The sequence below is a fragment of the Bradyrhizobium frederickii genome (genome assembly GCF_004570865.1).
Classification (GTDB): domain Bacteria; phylum Pseudomonadota; class Alphaproteobacteria; order Rhizobiales; family Xanthobacteraceae; genus Bradyrhizobium; species Bradyrhizobium frederickii.
This window is the reverse complement of sequence record NZ_SPQS01000003.1, coordinates 1-23,100: the sequence shown is the minus strand read 5'-3', so window position 1 is coordinate 23,100 and position 23,100 is coordinate 1. Positions and strand designations below refer to the sequence as shown.

Sequence of the window (23,100 nt, the reverse complement as noted above, 5' to 3'; positions counted from 1 at the left end):
AGCGGCTAAGGCTACGACCAGGATCGTGATGCAGGCGTCACGCCGAGCGTGAAAGTTGCGTCAATGTTTTTGGCTCGATGCAATTTGAGTGAGGCAGACCGCAGGGGGGCAGCGTGGAACGTGCGGCGGATTTCGCGCTGCAGCTGCTCGGTCTCCCGCTCCGGCACTGCGCGAACCTCCCGCCACAGCACGGAGCGGCAAAGATCGTACTGACGCAACGCGTCGGTCCGGCGGCCTTGCTGCGCGTAGCAGCGCATCAAGATACGATGGACCTCCTCCTGAAGCGGGTCGACCGCAAGAATACGCAGCGCGAGCGCGATCGCTATCTCCGTGTGTTCGCGCCCGTCGGCGTCCAGCAGGCCCGCAAGCGCCTGCATCGCCTTCGTCCTCAGTCGTTGGCGCTCGGCAGACAGCCAGGCTTCGAATTGGCATGAGGTCGAACTGATGCCCTCGAGAAGGTCACCCCGATAAAGCGTCGCCGCGCGAGCCAGCCGTTCGGGATCTCCATCCGTCAGGAGCCGCTCGAACTCCCCGACGTCGGTACTTATGGCGTTCGGGCAGATGCGGATGTCGTCGCGATCAGCCGAGATCACATCGGAATATTGCGGCAACTCACGCCGCAATGTGAGCAGAGCTTGTCGAAGGCTGGCGCGCGCGCGGTCGCCGAACTGACCGTCCCACAACAGGTTCGCGAGCTTGCCGCGAGAAATGGCTCGAGGGGAACTGAGCGCCACATAGCCCAGAAGAGTTGCAGCCTTGCGACTGGAGATCAACACCGACTCGCCGGAAGCGCGCATGACTTCGACACCGCCGAAGAGATTGATCTGGAGCAGCGACATTGTCCTAATCCTTCGGTCATTGTCCTCTGTCCCTCATTCTATCCACGGCCGAACAATTTTCTTGTGATCATGATCACCAACGATTCGGACAACGCCTACCGTCCGTACGTCATCGACCAAGTCGAAATGCTCTTACGGCCACCATACAACCTGAATTAGACAAAGCAATGGAAGTCGCTTGGCGCCGATTCAGCAATTTGTGAGACCACTTATTCTCAATGTGTGAGATAGCCCATAGGCAAAATGCGAATTGTCGGCGCCGCGATCGGTCGCACTGATGCGTTCGTCGACGACGAAGCTGGAACCGCTGATGACGTTGGCATGATATGGCACACCGAACGCCGTGCAATGGTCGTCACCTCGTGCGGCGGTTGCATGTGAATGGCGCGCCATTCCGAATAACAATGCGAACCTTATGCAACTAAAAATCAATATGTAATTCAAGACCGACCGCTTAAGGGTTGAGCCGATCTTCAACAGGATAGGTACGCCGGCTGGAAGGACATTGGAACGAGAGAAGGCGAGTGACCTCAGTGCCGTCATGCATCCGGTGCACCCGGTCGGCGGCGCGATCCGTTGGTCGGGGACGACGACAGGGAATGAGCAGCAGGGACGCCCGCGGTTAATGTCCTTCAGTCAGATTTGCTGCCAAACTTCGCAACTCTGCGGGCGTGCTCCCATAGCTCAACATTGCTGAAATTCGTGAGCTGCTCGGCAAGTCTCTTTGCAGCGTCATCGTCGACACACTCAAGGTCGACAGCTCTGATGTGGTGGCCGTCTCGAGAAATGAGGTAGGCTTTGTAGTTCGACATAACCAATGCTCCGTGCTTGGGCGGGAGCCTGCAGCACTCTCTGTCACCGCTAACGGCCGACGACGAACGGTGATGCGTCAATGTGCTCTGGCTTTGTGTTCAGACCGCGTCTGAACTCGATCATCGGGGTAGACCGGCCTCGAGCGCCTCAGTTGCTGTCCGCGCTAACTTCAATTATTCGCTTTCGATCCAGTTTCGCTTCCCGCACTCGCAGGTGAACAAGCGGATTGTGCGCGCTGTCCGGGGCACCAGGATGCTGGTGACGAACTTGGGTCGCCTCCCGCAATCCGAGCAGGTCAGTGCGATCGACGCCTGTGACGGTTGGTTTTCCATGGGTGTCTCCCTTTCATGAGCGGGAGCACTGTCGGGTCTCTCAGCCACCGGAAGCCCAACGGACAGGCGGTGATCACGACAGAACGGCCACGAGGCCATTTGGTTGCAAATCATTGATGGATGGCTTGTGGGACAGGGGCACTGTCTCGCATTTCCTTCCCTGGCCGACAAAGTAAGGCTTGCGTTTGCTGCCAAGAGGCAGCCATTAATGATCTCGCGCGCCACGCTGCCAAGTCCGTTGGAGGGCGCAATGAATGACTACATCAATCACGAAAATATCCGGCGCTACAAGAAGCTCATCGCCATCGGCGAGGGTGACCCGCATCGGGATGAGGCTCGCCACCAAACGTTGATCCGGCTTCTGGCCGAAGAGGAAGCCAAGCATACGAAGCCGTATGACTGGCCCGACGACGTGGAGCCCGGCGTCCCCGGGCGTCGGAGCTGACAATTGGCGGCCTGGGTGGAGCCCAGATTGCGGCATGGATGATCCGGCCACCTTGGTAGAACCCTGCGCCGCGCCCTGATGGGTAAAGGTTCAATTCGGCTACGCTCCCCTCGGCGAGGCTGCCTGTGGTTTGCCTTGAAATGGTTTGCCTTGAAATGGTTTGCCTTGAAATTCTTGGCGGGTGAGCAAAACGGTACAGCGGCGGAACTCCGGCCGGTCCATTGTTGATGGATGTCCCAGACTTCCCCTCTCTCAACGAGCCGCTTCCCGACCACATCCAATAGCCACGGACCTGCTCGCGGCGACATTTTCTGCGGCTTTGAGTTCCCTCCCTCTGAAGCACCAGGGTTGGACTCCGAGAAAGCTCGGGCCCTGGAAGACCCAATCCGGTCGCTGATCTGGCTTGGCTGGATCGACGGAATCTCAGGCATTGAGAAGTGACGCAGATGCCGCCCACTCTCCTGATGGAGGAATCGGAGATACCGTCACCGCCCTGCGACAAATGTGACATGCCTATGAGGCATCTGGTCGATCTTCGCAGCGCTGGCACCCGCCCGGCCCAACGGATATTCCGTTGCGATAATTGCTGCCAAGTCGTTTCAGAGCCTGGGTGAATCGTCGGGGACGGCTTATGTCTCGGGAATGATGCGAGCTCAGGCATCACGGGACTCCATCTACGCCTCGATCAAGCCACGCTCATGACCGGCTTTATCGCAGGGTAGAACGACCGCCGGATCCGGCCTTTGGAGCGGAGCGGGACGTGCTCTTGACGTTGCCGGCGGATGAGGAGGCGAAGGAGCCTCAGCCGAAAGGAGGCGTTCTCTTGCCGCGTTGAACCGCATCAAGGAACGGCGTGCTCCAAGTTCGAAAGGATACGATCATGAACCACCAGACAACAAAAGGCGCGGCTGCCGTCGCGCTCTTCGGTGCGGCGATGCTTGGCTCGGTGCTCCCTTCGGGGGCAGCTCCGATCTCGGCGAGCATGGCGCTTCCGACACAGGCGGCCTCTTCATCCGAAGTGACCGAGGTCTACTACCGACGCCACTATCGTGGCCGCTATTACCGCGCTCCGGGGGCCGCAATCGGTCTCGGCATCCTGGGCGCTGCGGCTGGAGCCGCCGCCTACGGAGCCTACGGCAGTGGCTATTACGGGCCGGGTTATTCACCGGGCTACTACGCGCCAGGCTACTACGGCGGCCCGTATCCCTATCGCCGCCAATACTACGCCCCGTATTGAGCGCACGAGCGACGTTGTTGTGCGACGGTCTTCATCATGGACCGTCGCACTCAACGCGGTCGCGAGGCTCATCAAGGCCCCGCCTACCAGCGGGTACCGGACACAGCGAGTACAGCGAGCCCCTGCGAGCAAGGCACAACGTCGGGTGCCGGACATAGTTAATTTGCACTAGTTTGATCTTCTTTTGCCGTTCCAGTTCATCCCGCAGTTGCAGTGAAAATTTCTCGGGGGACCGACGTCATGATCGACGAAGACTCGTCAGGCGGTTCGGAATCACCTCCGGGCGTGATTTTTCAGGATCCGGATCAATGCCTGCCCGCTGCGGAGCTGACGGATTACCGGCTCATCGCGGTTCGACTGCGAAAGGCGCTTGCGAAGAGCGAGGCGCTGATTCTTCAAAAGGACGAATTGATCCGCAGGCTGGAACTGTTGAAGGCGGAATCCGACCATCGGCTGTTGAACGATCTCCAGATGACCATCAGCCTTCTTTCGCTGCAGAGCCGTAATTCAATCAACTCCGAAGCGGCTTCACAATTGAACGCGGCAGCAAGTCGCGTCTCCATGATTGCGCGCATCCACCATCGCCTTCATTCCTACGACGGTGTGAGAACCATCGAATTCAAGAAATTCCTTCAGGATTTCGGCCTCGAATTTTCTGCGATGTCGTCGTCGGACGCCTCCACCGGAAGAGTCAGCGTCGAAGGCAGTCAGATCGATCTGCCGGCCGTCACCGCCATTCCGCTCGGCTTCATCGCCAACGAGTTGATCACGAACGCAGCAAAATACGGCAAGGGCCGGATCGCGATCAGGTTGGAGCCGGATCCGAAACATGGCTATGCGCTGTCCATCTCCAATGATGGCCCGGCTTTGCCCGAGGGCTTCGACCCCGGCGCAAGCAAAGGGCTGGGAATGAAGATCGTTCGATCATTTACCGACCAGATCGGCGGCGAGTTGCGGATCGAACGTGGCGCCGACGGTCAGGGCGCGCGATTTACCGTGCTGTTTCCGGCACCGGTCGTCCAGCCGCTATCGCCAACCGCCGCGACCAGCTGAGACGGCGCTGAAATCCTTGCGGTACACTTCTTCTCCTGGCCCGGCGCGACGCACCCGGATCGGAGACTTCCCATCCGCTTTCCTGCAATCCAGGCGATTGCCACCGCGCTGGAACGCGTGTTTCCTCGTTGCTGACCGAAGCCGGACTTCGTCGAAACGTGCAATTCGCAACCTCTTTGTTTGGCAGGCCCTCTCAACTGTGGATGCAACAAATGAGCAATGAGCAAAGCCACAAGGTGCACCTAAGTCCCGAAGACCAAGAGCGGCTGCGAGAACTTCGGGCGCAAAAGCCAGCCCGCAACGTACCCAAGCTCGCACTGACGCCCGGCGCGATGCTTGCCGACCGGGTTGCCGAAACAGTTGGTTCTTGGCGCTTCATCATCATCCAAAGCGTGCTACTTGGCATTTGGATCGTGCTGAACATGATGGCATTCATCAGCCGTTGGGACCCTTATCCCTTCATCTTGCTCAACCTGGTTCTTTCTTTCCAAGCCGCTTACGCAGCGCCCATCATCATGATGAGCCAGAACCGTCAATCCGAGATTGACCGCAGGCACGCAGAACACGACTATCGGATAAATGTGAAGGCTGAACTCGAGATCGAACTGCTGCACAACAAGATTGACGCCTTGCGTGAGCAGGAAATCCTGCAGCTACTGAACATCATTCAGCGTTTGTCCGCACACCTTGCGCCCGAGCTTGTCGCAGCTATCGAGGCTGAAGCGGTGCCCGGTAAGACGAAGTGACCCCGCTACCGACGAGGCCGTCTGGATCGCCCTAAAGCGCGATGCGATTAGGATGAATCGTCATCGCGCTTTCGATTGTCGGCAGCACGCTCGTGGCGTCGATCTCAGGCCATCCTATGAAATGCCGGCGGCAACGCATCGCGCACGAGTTGACTTAGATTGAGATTCTCGCCGCTTTCCGTAATGTCGGAGAAGAGAATCTCGACAAAGGGATGTTGCCGGTTGAAGGCAGGGCCTCGCTGATATTTCGCGCTCGCAATGCGCTGAAGTGCGGCAAGGTTCAGTCTGCCGAGGGCATTGTATTGATCGCGAAATAGACTTTGTCGTCCTCCGCGATGCTCGACGGACTCCGCCCAGACGTCCATCACCTTCCGGCCCATGAACGCCTCGACCTGTTCATTTCCCTCCTGAGCAAGCAGCCGCAACCCGTCCATGGTATGTGGTCCGTCATCGACCCGAAACTGTGTAAGTGACATGGAAACCTCCTGTTATGGGCGTCCGGTTAGATCGGCGGCCCGTCGCCAGCTGCGCCTCCCTCATCGTCCCACCGTGACAGAGCCAAAGTGCACGATCTCGCTTCGGCGGGCGTGTCGTCCGCCAGAGGCCTTTTGCCGCGACCGGCGTCGTCCTTGTGGTTATGAAGAAATCGGGCGATCTGGCCGCGGAGCGCCGCCGTCTCCAGCAACTTGCCGATCGACCCGGCGGTGTCGAAGATCTCCCGTTGCAGCGTCGTCGGCAGGGCGTTCCACTGCATGATGATGGCTGCGCCAAGACACCGCAGAATAAGCTCTTCTTCGGCCGCAAGGGCTAGGCCGTGCGATCGGCCCTGTTCCGCCACCTGCACTGCATTGTCGTACTCGTCCGCCAGTCCCTGCTCGTTGTCGGCGAGCGAGGCAAATCGGTCTTGCTGCTCCTGAAGTCTGAGGATCTCATCCGGGTCGGTCGAACCCTTGATCAGTTCGTCGTACTCGGCTGCCTTTGCGCGGTATTGCTGAGATCTGAACATGCTGGGCTCTTTCGTTCGAACTCTCGGCCCATCTCCGGCCACCCCCGACCGTCACACTTGCATAGATGTGGGGATCGACGGTTCGAATAACGAGCCCCGGCGTACAAATAAGAGGGCACGAGAGTGAGCAATATTGACCAGCGCGCTGGGCTTCCGAGCCGGCATGCTGCCCGTCACCGCACGATCATCTGCATCCATGCGCACCGCCTCGCTCTCCCGATCTCAGGCAAGGCAATCGCTTATGCGAGCGATCTCGCCTGTGGCCATCCTTCGAGACGCCCGCCGTTGGCGGGCCCTCAGGATGAGGACCGGGTGCGATGCGCTTGGGGACGCGCAGACGATGCCGCCCGGCGGGCAGCCAACTGACGCGCTCGCAAAGTCGGGGTTTCCTGTAGAACTGACGAAGATCGGCAGGTAGTGTTGAACCGCAGGGCAACCCCCGCCAGTTGACCGAGGTCGGACAAGTTTGTGAGTCAAAGGAGGCTCTCGTGGCAAAGCCAACCAAGGACATCTTTGACCCCAAGAAATTCCTCGCCAAAGTGGGTGCGGGGAAAGCGATTCTCGAGCTTCCCAGGAACCGGCACGTGTTCCAGCAAGGCGATGTCGCGGACTCCGTGTTCTACATTCAAAAAGGGAAGGTCAAGCTGACGGTCGTATCTGAGCAGGGTAAGGAGGCGGTTGTCGCAATTCTGGAGCCCGGCCAGTTCTTTGGCGAGGGATGCATGAACGGTCATCCGTTACGCATCGCGACGACGACGACGATGGAAGACTGCGTCATCACGTCGATCACCAAGGACGCGATGATGGGGGCCATTCGTGACGAGCCGAAATTTTCACAGCTCTTCATGTCTTATCTCCTGACCCGGAACAGTCGGATTGAGGAGGACCTGATCGACCAGCTCTTCAATTCGAGCGAGCGGCGGCTTGCTCGACTGCTGTTGCTGCTCGCGAATTTCGGCAAGGAGGGCAATCCGCAGCCGATCAGCGCGAGCATTAGTCAGGAGACATTGGCGGACATGATCGGGACCACGCGATCTCGCGTAAGCTATTTCATGAACAAGTTTCGCCGGCTCGGCCTTATCAGCTATAATGGGCACATCGAGGTCCACAATTCGCTTCTGAGCGCTGTTTTGCACGAGAAGCCCCTGCTCAGAGAGCGCGACTAGCAGGACGGTTCCAAACGCCGAGTGAAATCGCCAGCCGACGTCTCTATTCCCCTTCGAGGAAATGCCCCAACGCCTTTAGGGGGCGCAACCTGTCGCAAACGATCTTCAGAATAGCCAGCATCGGCACGGCCAGGATCGCACCGAGCACGCCCCACATCCAGAACCAGAACACCAGCGACAGAATGATCAGCACCGGGTTCAGCGTGAAGCGCCGCGCAAGCAGCAGGGGCGTCAATGTTTCGCCCTCGACGAGGTGAATGCCAAAGTAGAGCACCGGCGGCAGCAAGGCCCACCACAAACTCTCGAAGCTCAGCATTCCGACCAGCACGAAGATGCAGACGCCGAAAAGCGGTCCCAAGATTGGAATGTAATTCAGAAGGAAGGCCGTGGTGCCCCACAACAGCGGATCTCCCAGGCCGCAAAAATACATCGCTGCCGCGGTCGTGACGCCCACCCCGGCGTTCATGGCCGTAATCGTGAGCAGATATCCCGATATGTCCTCCTGGATCTGCTGGGAGATATCGACGGCTTGTCGCTTGTTGCTGAACGTCGGCAGGATTTCCACGACCCGTCGGAGGAATATGTTGCCCGCGACCAGAAGAAAATAGAGCACCAGGACCGTCGTAAACAGGCCGTCGAGGACGGAGCGCGTGCCTGCGAAAAGGACGCCCGTTATGCCCAGATCGCGGCGAACCGAAACAATTGACCCCTTGCCAGGCGGAGCATCTGCGGCCTGCTCGGCCTGTTCAATGACCTTTTGCAACGCCTGGATTGGCCCGCTGACAAGCCGCAGGTGTGCCTCCAGGCGCGGGATGCCCTCGGGCAGCCGTTCGGCCCAGGTCGTGGCCGGCACCGACAACGCCGCCACCAGACCGACAATCGCTGCAATGACCAGAAAGACGGTCAACAGCGCTCCGACAGCCCGGGGCAGGTGCAAACGCCCCAAGAGGCGGACAGCGGGTTGAAGCAGGAGATTCAGCACGAGGGCAAGCATGACCGGAAGAATGATCGAGCTTGCGACGTAAAGCGCCGCCAGGACGGCTATTCCGAACAGTCCACCGAGAAAGAACGTCCGCGGATCAGACGGAAGCGGCATCTCGGTCTCATCAGCCGCTTCGCTTGCCGCAGTGGGCGGCTCTGGCGGATCGACATCCAGCGGGACGGAAGGACTCTGCGGCGGCGGTACGACGGCAACCATGGTTTTCCCTCTGGAGATGAGCGGATCATCTCTTCGGTGCCAATCATCCCCCTTTCAGCGCGAGGCTTCGCAAGAGCACAGGCGCGACGCTCCTGCTCCGCCCGCGGAGGAGAAAGCAATACCACGCGCAGCATCCGGTTCAGATATTGAGGGCGGCTCTCGAGCCGCCCTCTCGCGTCGTGCAGCCGCTTGTCGCGTGGCTGGCGAGCTCACCTAACCCTCGATGATGTAGACGATCTCATGCGTGCGCGGGCGAAGGACAAGGTACTTGCCGTGCACCAGGATGAAATCGTATCCACGCCATTCCGGATAGATTTCCACGATACGTGACGGCATCGGGTAATAACGGACACTGGCGGGGACCGCCGTTCCGATCGAGAGACTGAAATTGACGTTCGTTACTTCCTCGACCTTCTCTTGCTTCATCGCCGAGGTTATCTGCGAGCGCTTCTCGGCGGGAGGAGCTGCCATCGCCGAGGCTGCCGCATGTCCCGTCGTCCCACTGTCGGAGGTCGACGGCTTGGTCTCGGCAGTCGGGGTTTTCACGTCCTTTGAGGTGGCGGTCGAATCGACTGCCTTTGCCTTGCTGTCGGCTTTCAGCTCGCTTGCCGCCTTGCTCTCAGGAGGTGACTTCGATTCAGCTGTCGGATTCTTCATATCCTTCGAAGCGGCGGTCGGAGCCGTCGAGTCCGGAGCCTTCGACTGGCCCTCAGCTTTCTTGTCACCTGTCGTCTTTGCATCCGGCTTGCCCTGTACATGTTGAGGCTTGCCCTCTTTTGACGTGGCGCCGGGGGGTAAGGTCTCGGCTCCCTTTGCCGCTGGTGCGTTCATCGGCATCGCAGTATCGCCTTTAGGCGAGGTGGCAGCCGGAGATTCCTTCGCGGCTCCCTGATTGACGCCTTGCGCTGTCGCCAGCCCTGTCGTGGCCAATAGCGCCGCGACAGCCGCAGAAACCATTAAGGACTTCTTCATCTGATATTTTCCAATTCAAACTGCATTCAAGCCGACGAAGATCGGCCATATGAAGGAACGGGCCTGACAAGCTATAGTTCCGCTGCCGTCTTCGGTTGCGAGCTCGGCGCCGTCAATGACGATGCTGCCGGTAGTCGAGCGCGGTCAGTCCATGGATGGCACGCTCGCACAGCTTGTCGGCATCGCGCTCGCCGTCGCCTGCAGCCTGCACAATTCTCCTGGCTATGATCTCTCGATCTACCTCAAGCTGGCCGATGTGCTGAAGCGTTCGACACGCCAGCTCGTACGCCGCGTTCACGGCGGTTACCTGCTCCGGGTCAACGGACAAGCTTTCGAAAATCGGATTGACACTGGTCATAATGCTCCTCACGGCACGCTCGCTTGCGACGCTCGTTATGCCTCGCGATGAACCAGAGCCACTTTGCTCCGGCACCGCGGGACAGACATGCGGACATGTTACCGATTTGTCGGCGCCATCTTCGCAACGAGCTCGGCGAACGGCTTGTAGGACTGCTTGGCAAGATCGCCGTAGAGCGCGCCGATCTTCTGCGACTCCGCAACGAACGTGTCGTAAGTTGCCTTGGCGAAGTCGGCCTGGGCCTCCATCACCTTGTCGAGCGACTTTACGCCCGAGAGCTTCTCGACAAACAGCCTGGTGTCCTCAACCGACTTCTTCGTGTAGTCCCCGTAGGCAGTGGCAATCGCAAGGAAGCCCCCGGGAAAGGCGCTGGACGGAGCTCCTGTATCGGGTTGATCGTTGCCATTCGGTTGCTGCGGCACATTCTGCTTGGTCCGGATCTGATCTGACATTTGTGTTTCCCTGTTCGTTTGGTGGTTGATCAACGTCGCCCACCACCGATGGTTGCTTCAGGGGCCCTCAGTTCTCACCGATTTGTAGCTCGGCTTGCGTTCGTGCGACGAACAGCCACTGTGACTGCGCGTGCAGACATTTTCATCGCTGGTGGGCTGACGATGTGCCGGCGGTGGCCATGAGAGCGGCCTGACAATCGTATTCTAAAAATGACTCGAATCGTGAAAGCGGGTGTTTGGGGTAACCAGCGCTGGTTCGGGGAGGTGATCAATATTGGTCAGCGCAGCAGCAGGCATGGTTCCACAATGGCGCATCACCGCTCCAAGTGGCATCCACCGGTGACTGGGAGTTTCGCGCTCCCGCCTGATCAAGGCCAACTCCATGACCGTCCAGCCATCGATGCGTCGCAAATGCCAGACAAGCCTGATGCTGGCGCGCATGACGCCCGGTCCCACCGGGCTTTGCATTGATACCTTCGAATCTCCCGCTGGTGATCTCCACCGGCTCCTCGACGAGGCAGTCGACCCGATGAAATGCGCAAATACTCTAGCTTGGCTTCGGGGCGAGTTGCGGGCGCCGACATAGCCCGCGCGCAATCGAAGCGACCAAGCGCTGAAAGCCTCGACGTGGGCATTGCGGCCACGAAGAGCCGACTGCGAAGCCTGGCTTCGCAGCGGTCGTGACCGCTCAGCTCCAAAGCAATATCTGGCTCAGCGCATCTTTTCCGCGAACTCAGCGCCGCCCTTCGACATATCGAAGGATGGTCTCCGAAAGGCGCACGACGAGCTGTTTCAGCTTCATATTCTCCTTTTCGAGAGAGCGAACGGCGACCGTCATTCGATTCTCGTCGTCCGGACCATGCGGCCAAAAGCTGGGCGGATTTCGCTCGGCGATCATTCCTTCCTCCCGACAGCGCAAGCCCCCCAGGATATATGCTCTCAGGCGCACCGATTCGCTGGTCAATATTGCTCAGCTTCATGCTAGGACAGCCGTGCTGCCCAACCCCTTCCATGCAGCCGCCCGCGCAATGGCGACGCCTCGACCCGACGATATCGCCGGCAGACGCCGTCAGCCGAAGATCCGCATCATGATTGCTTTGCCGAGGGGCGCGGCGCGTATGCCGGTGAATGCAGTCACGTAGTCGCCGGAATAGAAGGCTCGAATGAGATCGACGCGCGCGTTGTGGGTTTCATCGAACCGGATCGCAAATCCATCCCCGGTGCGCCGCACGACCAGGGCGGCGACAGTTCTCCCCCGAAGAGTGCAATGAACGGCAGTACCGACAGGCGGAGGATTGTCGCTCACGAAGCGGGCCCCCGTAATCGAGATATCAGCCAAACGGTAGATGCGGGACCGCACACCGATACTGAAAGGAACCGGCTCAGTGCGCTCGAACCGCTCGGCTTTTCGCCGCCGCGGCTGCTCGATGGTTACCAAGCAGATGATGGTCAGGATGACCGCATTGTATAAGCTCCAGGCCAGCGCCAGGCCGCCATAGGCGATAGCGTCGCCTTGCGCATGAAGCACGAAGGCATGGGCAATTCCGGCGAGCGTGATCACCAACGCGGAGCCGTAGACCCTGAACAGCGACCATTCGATGAAACCTTGATTGCGATCCCCGCCCTTGGCGGTGACCTCGAATTTGTGCCCCCGCGGCTTCAGCAGTCCCGTCGCGACCGCTTTGAGAACGGCCGGCAGAGCAATGTATTGAGCGACGTCGGACATCACCGCCATTGACCGTCCGCGGGAAATCCAGGCCATGGTGAGCGAGTACCAGACATAAAACGGCAGGAAATATCCGAGGAGCACGGGAAGATCCGCCTGAACGGCTTTGACGCCGAACAGAAGATAAAGGCTCGGAACGACAAGACCGAATACCTTGACGACATAGGTCGAAGTCCAACTCAGGAATGCTTCGACGAGGGACAGCCTGTCGACAAAATCCAGCCGCGACCTTCGGGAAAAGGGGCCGCTGCGCCCCCGAATGATCTGCATGAACCCAAGGCACCATCGGCTGCGCTGAGTGATGTACTCCTTGAGTCCCTCGGGGGCCAACCCCAAGGTCAGACGCTCGTTCAGATACACCGTGCGCGCGCCAATTTCCTTCAGCCGCAGCGTCAGGAGATAATCCTCCGTCACGGAATCGGTCGGAAAGCCGCCAATTTTCACGAGCGACGAGCGTCTGACGACCGACGACGTGCCGCAACAGAAGGCCACGCCCCACGCGTCCTTCGCTGGCATCAGAATATCGAAGAAGAAGCGCTGCTCGTCCGGCCAGACCTTGGCCGCGGCGAGGTTGGTCTGGATCGGATCCGCATTGATGAAATGCTGAGGCGTTTGCACCACGCCCACGCCAGGGTCGCGGAGCAGGCACATCGCGCGGGCGAGAAATTCGGGCATGGGGACGAAATCGGCATCGAGGATCGAAATGAAGTCGGGGGGATCGACGAGCCCCGTCACGTGCCGCAGCGCATGGTTGATGTTGCCGGCCTTGGCGTCCTTGTTGTCGGGCCGTGCCAGATAGCGGCAGCCGAGGTCGCCTGCAAGCTCTTCGAGCCAGCGGCGCCGCCCGTCGTCCAGCACCCAAACTCGATAATTAGGATAGTTCATTCCAGTTGCGCCGACGATCGTGCGCTCGAGAATCGAAACTTCCTCGTTGTAGGTGCAAATGAACACGTCGACCAGAGGAGCGTCCTGTTCGGCAAGCCATAGCCTGTTGGCTTCGACTTGCGGCGTTCGATCGGTCGTGCGGCTCAGGAACAGCAGCGAGAGTGCACTCGCCGCGAGTGCCGCAGCCTCGACGACGAGGAACAGCGCTCCCACGACGAAATCGGCGGTCCAACCGACGGGCGGGACCGTGAACGCAAGGCGCCATCCAAAATAGCGGATCATGAGCAGCAACACGATTGCGATCATCAGCAAACGCGCCGCAGTGCTCCCAAGCCGGAGCCAGGGCAGGATGGCAAGGCAGAACCCGAGCGCGATAAGGCCCGGTGTCAGCGCGGCGATCATGGCCTTTTCGCACTATCTGCCGAGAAGATGACGCGTCCGGTTCGCCCGACCGGACAATTGTTGGAGCCATCGTTGAGAGCGGGGACCGAAATCGTGGCACGATACGGTTCCTTGCTCAGCGCATCAGGATTGATGGCGAGATTGGCCGGGGCTCCAGCAGAGCCGGTGAGATTGACGACGGTGCCGGCCAACTCGGGCCCGCCGGCGCTCGGGCGGAAATGCGCAACCGATCCCAGTTGCAGGCTGTTGTACACACTCTCCGTGACGTTCGCCGTCACCACCGCGCCGGAGCAATCGAGGAGACGAACGAGCGGTTGGCCGGCCCGCACGTCCTCTCCTGGTGCTGTCAGGATCTCCCAGACCCGGCCGGCGACGGGAAATTTGAGCTCCGCCTCCGAGCGGCTGACGTAGCGAGATCGCTCGGATTCAATCTCACCCGCAAGCCACGCGATCTGCGCTTCCGCATGCGCCAAGTCCGCTGTGAGCCCTTCCGCCCGCTGCCGCATCTCCTCCTCACGCTGCACGGAGCTCGGGCGATCGTTGTAGCTGTCGCCAAGAAACGTGCCGTCGCGCGCGGCGGTGAGCTCGACCTGGGTCGCATCCAGGCGGCGTCGCGCGCCGATCTCGGTCTGCAGTGCTATGGTTTGATCTCGCGTCAAGCGCCGTAGCTCGACGGAGGAAACGCTGCCTGACTTGATGAGCGCCAACGCTCTTTCCACGGCAGCCGCCGCCTCTTCCCGACGCGCCGCGGCCGCTTCGATCGAGGCTTGGATCTCGGCGATGCGCGCTTCGAGCTGACGCATCCGCCCCTCCGTGAACAGGGCCGCCTGACGCGCCAGATCCTTCTGCGCCGCGCGGGCCGAGGCAATCTTCGAAACCAGGCTTGGCCGCTCGTTTTCCAGCCGAGACATCTGGCTGCGCAGATCATCGAGCCGAACGTGGTCACCGCGCGTGTCGACGACACGAAGGATGAACGTGCCCTCGGCGACGATGCCTGGATCGCCCGACAGACCGGCGCCGGATGAAATCTTGCCGTCGATCGGCGACCTCAATGTCACCAGTCTCGAGTTGACGATGGCTTCGACGCTTGACGTCTGGAGAAGCGCCCTCAGGGGAAGCCAGCCGAAGACTGCGACGATGGCAATGCCCGCGGCTGCCTTCACAAATCGCAGCGGTATCCGGCTAGGCCTGGATTGCGCCACCTTCGCGGTCGGAGCGTCAGTCTCCGAAGCCCCGGTCTTGCCGGGATTGAGACGGGCATCCAGCTCGTGCTGCAGATCGGACGCGCCATTTGCTGCGTCGATCGATGCCGTGAGAGGTTCGGCGGTGTGTGGACCGCCGCTTTCGGATGCCGAGTTGTAACGGGGTTGATTTTTCATGGTAGACATGACCATCAACGCACAACCTCGGCGAGAGATGCAGGCCACGCGAAAAAATGCCCATCTTGGTAAGAAGAGCGCTAAATCAAACGCGAGAATGATTTACATAACGGGCGGCCGGAGCCGCATCGCCCCACAACGCGCAGTTTCGTGCTACCGTTCGGCCCTGGCGTTGACGACGTGCAGTTCGGTCACGGGCGAAGCCGACGGCATTGTCCTCGCGAAGCCCGCCAGAATGCTGGCGCCGAGTTCCGAGGCCGGCACTGGCCGGCCGAAGAAAAACCCCTGGACCTGATCACCGTCGGCTGTATCGAGAAACGCCGCCTGACTGGCGGTCTCGACGCCTTCGACCGTTACGCGCATATTCAGCTCGCGTCCGAGCGCGATGATCGCTTTGACGACCGCTCCGACCTGGCAATGGGGGCCGTCGAGGCCCTGCATGAAGGCTCGATCGATCTTGATCTTGTCGAACGGAAAGCGCCACAGGTAGTTGAGGCTCGAATAGCCGGCACCGAAATCATCCATCACGATGGCCACGCCCATCGCCTTGAGGGTCCGGAGCTGCGACACAATTGCTTCGGTGTTGCCAAGAAGCAAGCCTTCGGTAATCTCCAGCTCGAGCCGGTGCGGCGCGAGTCCCGACTCTTTCAGTGCGACAGCGACGATGTCGCCGATGGTGCCCGCCACGAACTGCTGGGGTGACAGGTTCACGGCAACGGTCAGGTGCGCCGGCCAGGTCGCGGCGGTGCGGCATGCCTGCCGCAACACCCACGCCCCGATCTTGTCGATGAGCCGCAAGTCCTCGGCGACCGGGATGAAGGCCAATGGCGGAATGAGTGTTCCGTCCGCCGCGGGCATCCGGATCAGCGCTTCGAAGCCGGCGAGGCGGCGCTGAGGTATCTCGAAGAGAGGCTGGTAATGCAATTCGAAGCGATCATTCAGTACCGCCTCGCGAATGGCTCTCTCGAGCTCGATGCGCGCCTGTAGCTCGGTATCCATCTCGGGCACGAAGAACCGGATGCAGTTGCGGCCGGCGGCCTTGGCCGCGTAGAGCGCGAGGTCGGCACTCTTGAGCAGCCGCTCCGGGGTGGTGCCCTCCTCCATCGCCAGCGCCACGCCGATGCTAGCGGTGGTGAGGATCTCGCGCTGCTTGAACTTCACCGAAGCATTGAGAGCGGTGGCAAGATGGCGCGCAAACGTCTCGGCCTGCCTCCTGCCGGCGATGTCATTCTGCACGACGACGAACTCGTCGCCGCCGAGCCGGGCCACCATGTCGTCACTCCGGACCGCGGCGCGCAGACGCTCGGCGATGGACTTGAGCAGAAAGTCGCCGCCGTCGTGACCAAGGGTATCGTTGACCTCCTTGAAACGGTCGACGTCGATGAAATGCACGGCGAGGCCGCCGCCGCGCATCGGCAGGTGAGCGAGGGCTCTCTCCAGTTTTTCGATCAGATGGAGACGATTGGCCAGCCCGGTCAGCGCGTCATGGTGGGCGAGAAAGCGGATGCGTCGGTCCGCCTGCTTCACCTTTGTTTCCCGATACCACGCAACTGCGGGAATGGAGAAAGCGAGACCCGACAGCAGGCAAAGGAATGCGGCCGCGGTCAGGAACGTATTGTGAAAACTCCTGCGTTGCTCCGTTTCATCCACGTAGGCCGCAACGACCGCAATGGGGCGACCATCGGCCTGGACCGGGACATAGGCGCGCGCGAAGAACGCCGGTCGGTCGACCGAATTGCTCTCCCTGACATCGACGATCGGTTGACCGTCGGCGACTGACCGCGCCGCATCGGGGCTGTATTCGGACAGGTCGACGAGCGCGATCTTCTCGCGGGTCGACACGAGCTGCGAATAACCATTGCGGTTGAAGATCTCGTAGTGAAACACTTCGCCGGCATTTCGCGCCGACAGGAAGAACGCAATGCTTGCGGCGGAAGGCTGCTCGCCGCCGGCGATCTGTTCGAGATCCCAGCTACGAGCGGTCGACGTCGCATCCTGACGCAGAAGATGATCGGTCGTGATCTTCAAGGTCGCCCCGGTGCCCAGCAGCAGAATGGCAAGCGCGGCGACGATGATGATGATGTTTCGCTGAGGCCAGATGCTGGCGAATGCTGACATCCGTGGCTACCGGGTCGATCGCATTTTTGTGAGCTCGGCCCGGACCGTATTCAGCAGCTCGGCATTGTGCTGACTTCTCGAGGCCCAATCATCGGCAATGGCCGCGAACACGGCATTTGCCGCATCCAGGTCTGACGGCGAGGGCATGATCACGTGACGCTTGGGATCGGACTTTAGCTCCGCCACAATGCTGCTTTCCACGGCTTCGTAGGTATCTACGAAGCGCCCGGCAGACCACGCCCCACTGTATTTGAGGATGATCGCCTGCGCTGATTTCGGTAGCCGGTTGAATGTCTTCCGGTTCATCAAGACCATCAGCGGCGCGCCGCTGATGCCAAGAAGGTAATGATTGGTCGCAACGCGTTTGACGCCGTAATCGACCACTGATGCAGGGTTAACGAGGGCGCCGTCGATGCTGCCGTTGCCGATGGCTTCGGAGATCTTGGTGACCGGCAGGAGCACAGGCCGCGCCCCCAGCTTTTCGAGCGCTGCGGCTTCGCCAGGATTGTTGACGCGAATTCTCTTGCCCTTCAGATCTTGCAGCGACGTGATCGGGATATTGCTGTGGACCGTCTCGGGCTCTGTGACGTAAGCGCCGATCACGGTGTAGTCATCGTATCCCTGCAGCGCGTTGGCGGCCATCAGCCGGGTGAACACCGCAACAGACTCGCGCATGCTCGCAAACAGGCCGGGCATTTCCATGATCGCATTGTCAGCGAACCGGTTGCGCGTCAGCCCCGTCACCACATAGGCAATGTCGGCCTTACCATCGAGCACGAGCTGGGGCTGCTCAGCCGGATCCTTGCCAAGCGCGCCGCTGAAATGGGTTTCGATTTCGACCTGGCCTTTCGCCTCGGCGTTGACCGCGTCGACAAATGGCTTGACCGCGGCGAGATAGCTCGTCGAGCGGTCGGAGCTGGGGAAGGCCAGTTTGAGCTTGATCGGTTCGGCGGCGGACACCGACGTCAAGACCATAGAGATCAACGCGCATCGTGCCAGCAACTTGAGCATCGGCTTTCCGATCGTGGCGGCGGCGCGTCACACAATCGTGCGAGGTTGTGCGAGACGCCGATTTCCTCTGGTCTCTAGCGAACCCTCATCGATAGACATGCTGCAGACAACTCTCATAAGTAGAAACTGGCGATCCCAGCAGCGAAAAAATCGCGCATCGTGGTTGGACGCGCGTTAACGCCAGCGAGGCAATTGTCTGGAAGAGCGCCAATGCGGCCTGGGCCAACGCATCCTCGCGGGCAGACTCACGACCGCCCGTGAACTTGGTTTTGGCCCCTTCATCAAGGACGACCTGTTGAGTCGGCATCTTGGACCGCAGCCGGATGTTTTGCTGAGCAATATTGCTCAGTTCACAAAGCCAGTGCTCGATGGGAATCGTGGACTGAACACGGCTACGGGCCTGCGCTCAGGATGCACCAGACCCAATGGAGGGAACTACCACCGAATAAGCACTGCAGCAGCGATCAGCAGCACGAAAAAGATCGGCAGCAATACGGGGGGTACCATCCACTCGCGAACACTGAAGTTGGAGATATTCGACATTTGACCGCCTCTTGGTCGCGGCGGGAGCACATTGCTCTCAGTCACCGATAACAGCCGATGGGCGCGCGGTGATGACCAAGATATAGTGCCCATTCGCGGAATAACGAGGCCAAGCGCAACTTTCCTGCCGTCGTCGGCATCGCGCGGCATTGTAATACGCTTCCAGCATGACCATTTGAGGGTTGGCGCAACTGGATCGCTCCAGCATCCCTCGCTTCGCGCCAGCTTCGGCCACGTCCGAGTTGTCTGCCTACAGCCTGCACGCGACCTCGACGTGGGCGTCGCGGAACACCGGCAACTGATCGGCCCCAACCATGATTGAGTTTCCAAATCACAGTCGTTCTTATGATCGCACGCGCCGTGCCGTGCGATTTTGGGGACACGACAGCGCTATTGAGGCGTCGTTCTTCATAAACGAAGGCGCGCTGAAGCGACTTCAACCAAGCGCCAGCTACGATGAAGCGGGGTTTCTCAGCGCGTTTGATTCCAATCGTGACGTGATCTGTGCCGCCGCTGCCAAGGTCTACAGCCGCGGCAGCAGGGGCTCTTACGATCTGGTCGCCGCAAATTTTTGAAACGCTCCTGCTCTTGCAGAGCTGGTCTTGCAAGCTGGGCCTGACCAGCTAAATTGCGGCGTTTCCGCCGCGCGAACTTGCCTGACTATCCGCCTATCCGCGCAACTCAACAGCTTTCTTGCTATCAAGCGATTCGGCGCAAGCTTTTGCGACGGCCGAGTTTGGCTCGGTGCTTCCCGGCATCGTGGCCCAGCCGCCCTTTTCGACGAATTTGCTCTGGTCCCAGGCGTAGGTCGCCTTCTTCATCTCGACCAGGTTCGCAGGTGCATCCGCGGCTTGTCGAAATTTCTCAACGCAGATCGGTGTGAGAGCTGCGACGACGGCCATCGCAGCGCTGTTCCTCGCGAGCGTCTCGGCGGTCCCGCCTGTCACCCAGCCGCCCCAGCTGAAGCCCATGATTGCCAGAGCGATTGCTCCGGCCACGGCGCCCCACAGCGCCGACCGCACGGCAGCTTTGGTCTCCCTGGAGATCTCCATCGCTTTCACCCTGACCTAGAGGTAAGTCGAGCTTCACCCGTCAAAGCGCGATGCGATTAGGATGAATCGTCATCGCGCTTTAGGTTGTTGTTTGAGCATGATCTTTTCGGAAAACCGCTGCGCACTTTTCCGGATCATGCTTTAGGGAGGCTAGACACGTCGAGCGATCGGCGTCTGTACCAAATTGCTCACACAATCGCGCGCGCACACGCGCGCGATGCCCGATGCGCCGGTTCGGCGTCGTGAGCCGGTTCGCTTAGAAATCCATACCTCCCATGCCCCCCATGCCGCCGCCGCCCGCAGGCGCGCCGCTGCCTGCGTTCCGCTTCGGCCCCTCGGCGACCATGGCTTCGGTGGTGATCAAGAGAGCCGCGACCGAGGCCGCGTTCTGGATCGCCACCCGAACCACCTTGGTCGGGTCGATGATGCCTTTGGTGACCAGGTTGACGTATTCGCCGGACTGGGAATCAAAGCCGTAGCCGTACTGATCCTTCTCCAGGATCTTGCCGACGATCACCGAGCCGTCTTCACCGGCGTTGATCGCGATCTGGCGCGCCGGATAGGACAGCGCCTTGCGCACGATCTCGACGCCGGTCTTCTGGTCATCGTTCTTGGTGCGCAGCCCCTTGAGATGCTCGGACGCACGCAGCAGGGCGACGCCGCCGCCCGGCAGGATGCCTTCCTCGACGGCCGCACGGGTCGCATGCATCGCGTCATCAACGCGGTCCTTGCGCTCCTTGACCTCGACCTCGGTCGCTCCGCCGACGCGGATCACCGCGACGCCGCCGGCGAGCTTGGCCAGACGCTCCTGGAGCTTCTCACGGTCGTAGTCCGAGGTGGTTTCCTCGATCTGCGCCTTGATCTGGGCCACGCGCGCCTCGATGTCGGCCTTCTTGCCGGCGCCGCTGACGATGGTGGTGTTCTCCTTGTCGATCATCACCTTCTTGGCGCGACCGAGCATGTTGAGCGTGACGTTCTCGAGCTTGATGCCGAGGTCTTCCGAGATCGCCTGGCCGCCGGTCAGGATCGCGATGTCCTGCAGCATGGCCTTGCGGCGATCGCCGAAGCCCGGCGCTTTGACGGCAGCAACCTTCAGGCCGCCACGCAGACGGTTGACGACGAGAGTTGCGAGCGCTTCGCCTTCGACATCTTCCGCGATAATCACCAGCGGCTTGCCGCTCTGCACCACGGCTTCGAGCAGCGGAAGCAATTCATTCAAGTGAGACAGCTTCTTCTCATTGATGAGGACGTAGGCGTCGTCCATCTCAACGCGCATCTTGTCGGCGTTGGTGACGAAGTAGGGCGAGATATAGCCGCGGTCGAACTGCATGCCTTCGACGACCTCGAGCTCGGTCTCGAGCGACTTGGCTTCCTCGACGGTGATGACGCCCTCGTTGCCCACCTTCTTCATGGCGTCGGAGAGGAACTTGCCAATTTCCGCGTCGCCGTTGGCCGAGATGGTGCCGACCTGGGCGATTTCGTCGTTCGAGGTGACCTTCTTGGAGTTCTTGACGAGGTCCGCGACGACGGCTTCCACGGCGAGGTCGATGCCGCGCTTCAGGTCCATCGGGTTCATGCCGGCGGCAACCGCCTTGGCGCCTTCACGGACGATCGCGGCCGCGAGCACGGTGGCGGTGGTGGTGCCGTCGCCGGCCGCGTCGGCGGACTTGGAGGCGACTTCGCGCACCATCTGGGCGCCCATGTTCTCGAACTTGTCCTCGAGCTCGATCTCCTTGGCGACGGTGACGCCGTCCTTGGTGATGCGAGGGGCACCGAACGACTTGTCGAGCACGACGTTGCGGCCCTTGGGGCCGAGCGTGACCTTGACCGCATTGTTGAGAATTTCGACACCGCGCAACATCTTGTCGCGGGCATCTACGCCGAATTTGACTTCTTTGGCCGACATCATGATCTCCGTTTTCGACTGGTCAGATCCCAAGGATCTCCCGGGGATCGCGCGCCTGGGCGGGCTCTCAAGGAGCGGGATTGAACTTGCGGGCCTCATCCTGCGAGACGCCGGCTGCGCCGACGGCTCAGGACAAGGAAAACTGACTGGAGCTTAGGCGACCTTCTTCTTGGCGACGGGCCGATCGACGAGAACGCCCATAATGTCGCCTTCCTTCATGATCAGCAGGTCCTGACCATCGAGCTTGACCTCAGTACCGGACCACTTGCCGAACAGCACGCGGTCGCCGATCTGGAGGTCGATCGGAATCAGCTTGCCGGCTTCGTCACGGCCGCCTGGACCAACCGCCGTGATCTCGCCCTGCGAGGGCTTTTCCTTGGCGCTGTCCGGAATGATGATGCCGCCGGTGGACTTGTCTTCGGCTTCGATGCGCTTGACCACGACGCGGTCGTGAAGCGGACGGAATTTCATGCTGTCCTCCTGTTTTCTCGTTGTTGTTGCTTTGGATGAAATAGCAGTCGTGGCCAGCAAGTGCCAATCAGCACATAAGCCGCCGCAGGGGGCGTACAAGACCGAGCCCAACCGATATTCTGAGAGCAGCGCGAACGGCACGACGCCGGCCCCGGCCCAATGGCGTCAAACTGGCAAAGCACGCCCACGAAGTTCCCAAGCCGAGCCCCGCGCTTTCGTCCGAAGCGCCGATCGATGCCGCCGCTATCCAACGCGGTGCCGGAGATGCGTTGGCTGCACTTGTCGAGGACCGCTTGCCAGGAGACGAGCGCAAAAGAGGTTCGCGCGCCCGTAGCATTGATACATTCCCTCCGCGCGCAACAGCGAACGGGTGAGACTGGGATTTTCAAGAATTGACCGGGAATGTGGTAGCGGGGGGACGCTACCGCCATTCCCCCCGAGAGGAGGCTTGTTTTCTCTTACGCTTTTGAGCGGATTTTCGGATGCTTTCGGGCGAAAGGCGGCTGTCGGCGTAAGAGTCGCCGACTACCGTTTCGGCGGTATCAAAATGCGCTTTCGTCTTACCCTGCGGTTGTTCTTCAGCTCGCCTAGAGCGGGGTTGGCGGTGTCCAAAACGATTCGATCCACGAAGCATGAAGCGCTTCGGACACTCATTCGCGATCGACGAAAAGCTGCGGGGCTGACGCAAGCGCAATGAGCTGGCCCCGGTTGTCTGAACAGAATATCCGCGTCGATAAGTGGAGCCTCTGCCGGGGTTAGGCTGCCGTGCGGAGCGGCAGCGGGGTGAAGTAGGCTTGATCCGGTGTGCTGCCGTCAAGGCTCGAATGTGGACGGCGGCAATTGTAGAAGTCCAGATAGCGGCCAATCGAGGCGCGAGCGTCGCTGACGCTGTCGTAGGCCCGCAGATACACCTCCTCGTATTTGACGCTGCGCCACAGCCGCTCAACGAACACGTTGTCCCGCCAGGCGCCCCGGCCGTCCATACTGATG

23 protein-coding genes are annotated in these 23,100 nt (G+C 60.5%); 7 read left to right on the top strand and 16 right to left on the bottom strand.

Annotation, left to right across the window (positions count from 1 at the left end):
- Positions 1 to 11 precede the first annotated feature (11 nt).
- Entirely contained in the window at positions 12 to 839 is an 828-nt protein-coding gene (locus E4K64_RS05580) for an AfsR/SARP family transcriptional regulator (protein ID WP_135162566.1), read from the bottom strand.
- 1,395 nt (positions 840 to 2,234) lie between these two features.
- Between E4K64_RS05580 and E4K64_RS05570 the strand changes: the two genes are divergently transcribed.
- From E4K64_RS05570 to E4K64_RS05555, 4 genes are all read left to right on the top strand, one after another.
- Complete coding sequence (locus E4K64_RS05570) at positions 2,235 to 2,429, top strand: hypothetical protein (protein ID WP_135162565.1); 195 nt, start codon at positions 2,235 to 2,237, stop codon at positions 2,427 to 2,429.
- A gap of 880 nt (positions 2,430 to 3,309) precedes the next feature.
- The gene (locus E4K64_RS05565; protein WP_235884559.1) at positions 3,310 to 3,666 is read left to right on the top strand and encodes a hypothetical protein; all 357 of its coding nucleotides are present in this window, start codon (positions 3,310 to 3,312) and stop codon (positions 3,664 to 3,666) included.
- A gap of 240 nt (positions 3,667 to 3,906) precedes the next feature.
- Entirely contained in the window at positions 3,907 to 4,719 is an 813-nt protein-coding gene (locus E4K64_RS05560; protein WP_135162563.1) for a sensor histidine kinase, read from the top strand.
- Positions 4,720 to 4,931: 212 nt separating this feature from the next.
- The gene (locus tag E4K64_RS05555; RefSeq protein ID WP_135162562.1) at positions 4,932 to 5,465 is read left to right on the top strand and encodes a DUF1003 domain-containing protein; all 534 of its coding nucleotides are present in this window, start codon (positions 4,932 to 4,934) and stop codon (positions 5,463 to 5,465) included.
- 104 nt (positions 5,466 to 5,569) lie between these two features.
- Here E4K64_RS05555 and E4K64_RS05550 read toward each other — a convergent pair whose 3' ends face one another.
- Positions 5,570 to 5,941 (bottom strand): signal transduction histidine kinase, encoded by a 372-nt coding sequence (locus tag E4K64_RS05550; protein ID WP_135162561.1) that lies wholly within the window; start codon positions 5,939 to 5,941, stop codon positions 5,570 to 5,572.
- Positions 5,942 to 5,967: 26 nt separating this feature from the next.
- Positions 5,968 to 6,471 carry a hypothetical protein gene (locus tag E4K64_RS05545; protein WP_135162560.1) on the bottom strand — a complete coding sequence of 168 codons (504 nt, stop codon included), beginning with the start codon at positions 6,469 to 6,471 and terminating at the stop codon, positions 5,968 to 5,970.
- A 488-nt stretch (positions 6,472 to 6,959) separates the two neighbouring features.
- Between E4K64_RS05545 and E4K64_RS05540 the strand changes: the two genes are divergently transcribed.
- Positions 6,960 to 7,637 carry a Crp/Fnr family transcriptional regulator gene (locus E4K64_RS05540; protein WP_135162559.1) on the top strand — a complete coding sequence of 226 codons (678 nt, stop codon included), beginning with the start codon at positions 6,960 to 6,962 and terminating at the stop codon, positions 7,635 to 7,637.
- A gap of 43 nt (positions 7,638 to 7,680) precedes the next feature.
- Here the strand turns inward: E4K64_RS05540 and E4K64_RS05535 are convergent, their stop codons facing one another.
- Both E4K64_RS05535 and E4K64_RS05530 read right to left on the bottom strand, forming a co-directional pair.
- Positions 7,681 to 8,835 carry an AI-2E family transporter gene (locus E4K64_RS05535; RefSeq protein ID WP_135162558.1) on the bottom strand — a complete coding sequence of 385 codons (1,155 nt, stop codon included), beginning with the start codon at positions 8,833 to 8,835 and terminating at the stop codon, positions 7,681 to 7,683.
- Positions 8,836 to 9,048: 213 nt separating this feature from the next.
- Positions 9,049 to 9,807 (bottom strand): DUF1236 domain-containing protein, encoded by a 759-nt coding sequence (locus tag E4K64_RS05530; RefSeq protein ID WP_235884558.1) that lies wholly within the window; start codon positions 9,805 to 9,807, stop codon positions 9,049 to 9,051.
- 115 nt (positions 9,808 to 9,922) lie between these two features.
- On the opposite strand from E4K64_RS05530, the gene E4K64_RS40180 reads away from it, so the two are divergent.
- Positions 9,923 to 10,216 carry a hypothetical protein gene (locus tag E4K64_RS40180; RefSeq protein ID WP_167771823.1) on the top strand — a complete coding sequence of 98 codons (294 nt, stop codon included), beginning with the start codon at positions 9,923 to 9,925 and terminating at the stop codon, positions 10,214 to 10,216.
- A 47-nt stretch (positions 10,217 to 10,263) separates the two neighbouring features.
- On the opposite strand, the gene E4K64_RS05520 is transcribed toward E4K64_RS40180, so the two are convergent.
- The 7 genes from E4K64_RS05520 to E4K64_RS05495 all read right to left on the bottom strand — a co-directional run bounded on the left by E4K64_RS05520 (position 10,264) and on the right by E4K64_RS05495 (position 18,138).
- A complete protein-coding gene (locus E4K64_RS05520; RefSeq protein ID WP_135162557.1) occupies positions 10,264 to 10,617 on the bottom strand; it encodes a phasin family protein in 354 nt (117 codons plus the stop codon).
- Positions 10,618 to 10,821: 204 nt separating this feature from the next.
- Entirely contained in the window at positions 10,822 to 11,058 is a 237-nt protein-coding gene (locus E4K64_RS05515; RefSeq protein ID WP_135162556.1) for a hypothetical protein, read from the bottom strand.
- Positions 11,059 to 11,350: 292 nt separating this feature from the next.
- Entirely contained in the window at positions 11,351 to 11,515 is a 165-nt protein-coding gene (locus E4K64_RS40175; protein WP_167771822.1) for a hypothetical protein, read from the bottom strand.
- Between the two features lie 171 nt (positions 11,516 to 11,686).
- Positions 11,687 to 13,630 (bottom strand): glycosyltransferase, encoded by a 1,944-nt coding sequence (locus E4K64_RS05510; RefSeq protein WP_135162555.1) that lies wholly within the window; start codon positions 13,628 to 13,630, stop codon positions 11,687 to 11,689.
- Complete coding sequence (locus E4K64_RS05505) at positions 13,627 to 15,009, bottom strand: HlyD family secretion protein (RefSeq protein WP_135162983.1); 1,383 nt, start codon at positions 15,007 to 15,009, stop codon at positions 13,627 to 13,629. The genes E4K64_RS05510 and E4K64_RS05505 overlap by 4 nt, the downstream gene beginning before the upstream one ends.
- A 153-nt stretch (positions 15,010 to 15,162) precedes the next feature.
- On the bottom strand, positions 15,163 to 17,127 hold the full coding sequence (locus E4K64_RS05500; protein WP_135162554.1) for a putative bifunctional diguanylate cyclase/phosphodiesterase: 1,965 nt from the start codon (positions 17,125 to 17,127) through the stop codon (positions 15,163 to 15,165).
- 6 nt (positions 17,128 to 17,133) lie between these two features.
- A complete protein-coding gene (locus tag E4K64_RS05495; protein WP_135162553.1) occupies positions 17,134 to 18,138 on the bottom strand; it encodes a TRAP transporter substrate-binding protein in 1,005 nt (334 codons plus the stop codon).
- Positions 18,139 to 18,995: 857 nt separating this feature from the next.
- On the opposite strand from E4K64_RS05495, the gene E4K64_RS05490 reads away from it, so the two are divergent.
- Entirely contained in the window at positions 18,996 to 19,256 is a 261-nt protein-coding gene (locus E4K64_RS05490; protein WP_135162552.1) for a DUF1488 family protein, read from the top strand.
- A 93-nt stretch (positions 19,257 to 19,349) separates the two neighbouring features.
- On the opposite strand, the gene E4K64_RS05485 is transcribed toward E4K64_RS05490, so the two are convergent.
- The 4 genes from E4K64_RS05485 to E4K64_RS05470 form a co-directional block, all read right to left on the bottom strand.
- Entirely contained in the window at positions 19,350 to 19,703 is a 354-nt protein-coding gene (locus E4K64_RS05485) for a hypothetical protein (RefSeq protein WP_235884556.1), read from the bottom strand.
- A 286-nt stretch (positions 19,704 to 19,989) separates the two neighbouring features.
- On the bottom strand, positions 19,990 to 21,639 hold the full coding sequence (gene groL / locus E4K64_RS05480) for a chaperonin GroEL (RefSeq protein ID WP_135162551.1): 1,650 nt from the start codon (positions 21,637 to 21,639) through the stop codon (positions 19,990 to 19,992).
- Between the two features lie 153 nt (positions 21,640 to 21,792).
- Positions 21,793 to 22,110 carry a co-chaperone GroES gene (locus tag E4K64_RS05475; RefSeq protein WP_126254966.1) on the bottom strand — a complete coding sequence of 106 codons (318 nt, stop codon included), beginning with the start codon at positions 22,108 to 22,110 and terminating at the stop codon, positions 21,793 to 21,795.
- 755 nt (positions 22,111 to 22,865) lie between these two features.
- The coding region (locus E4K64_RS05470; RefSeq protein WP_135161597.1) for an integrase core domain-containing protein at positions 22,866 to 23,100 on the bottom strand (235 nt) is incomplete at its 5' end.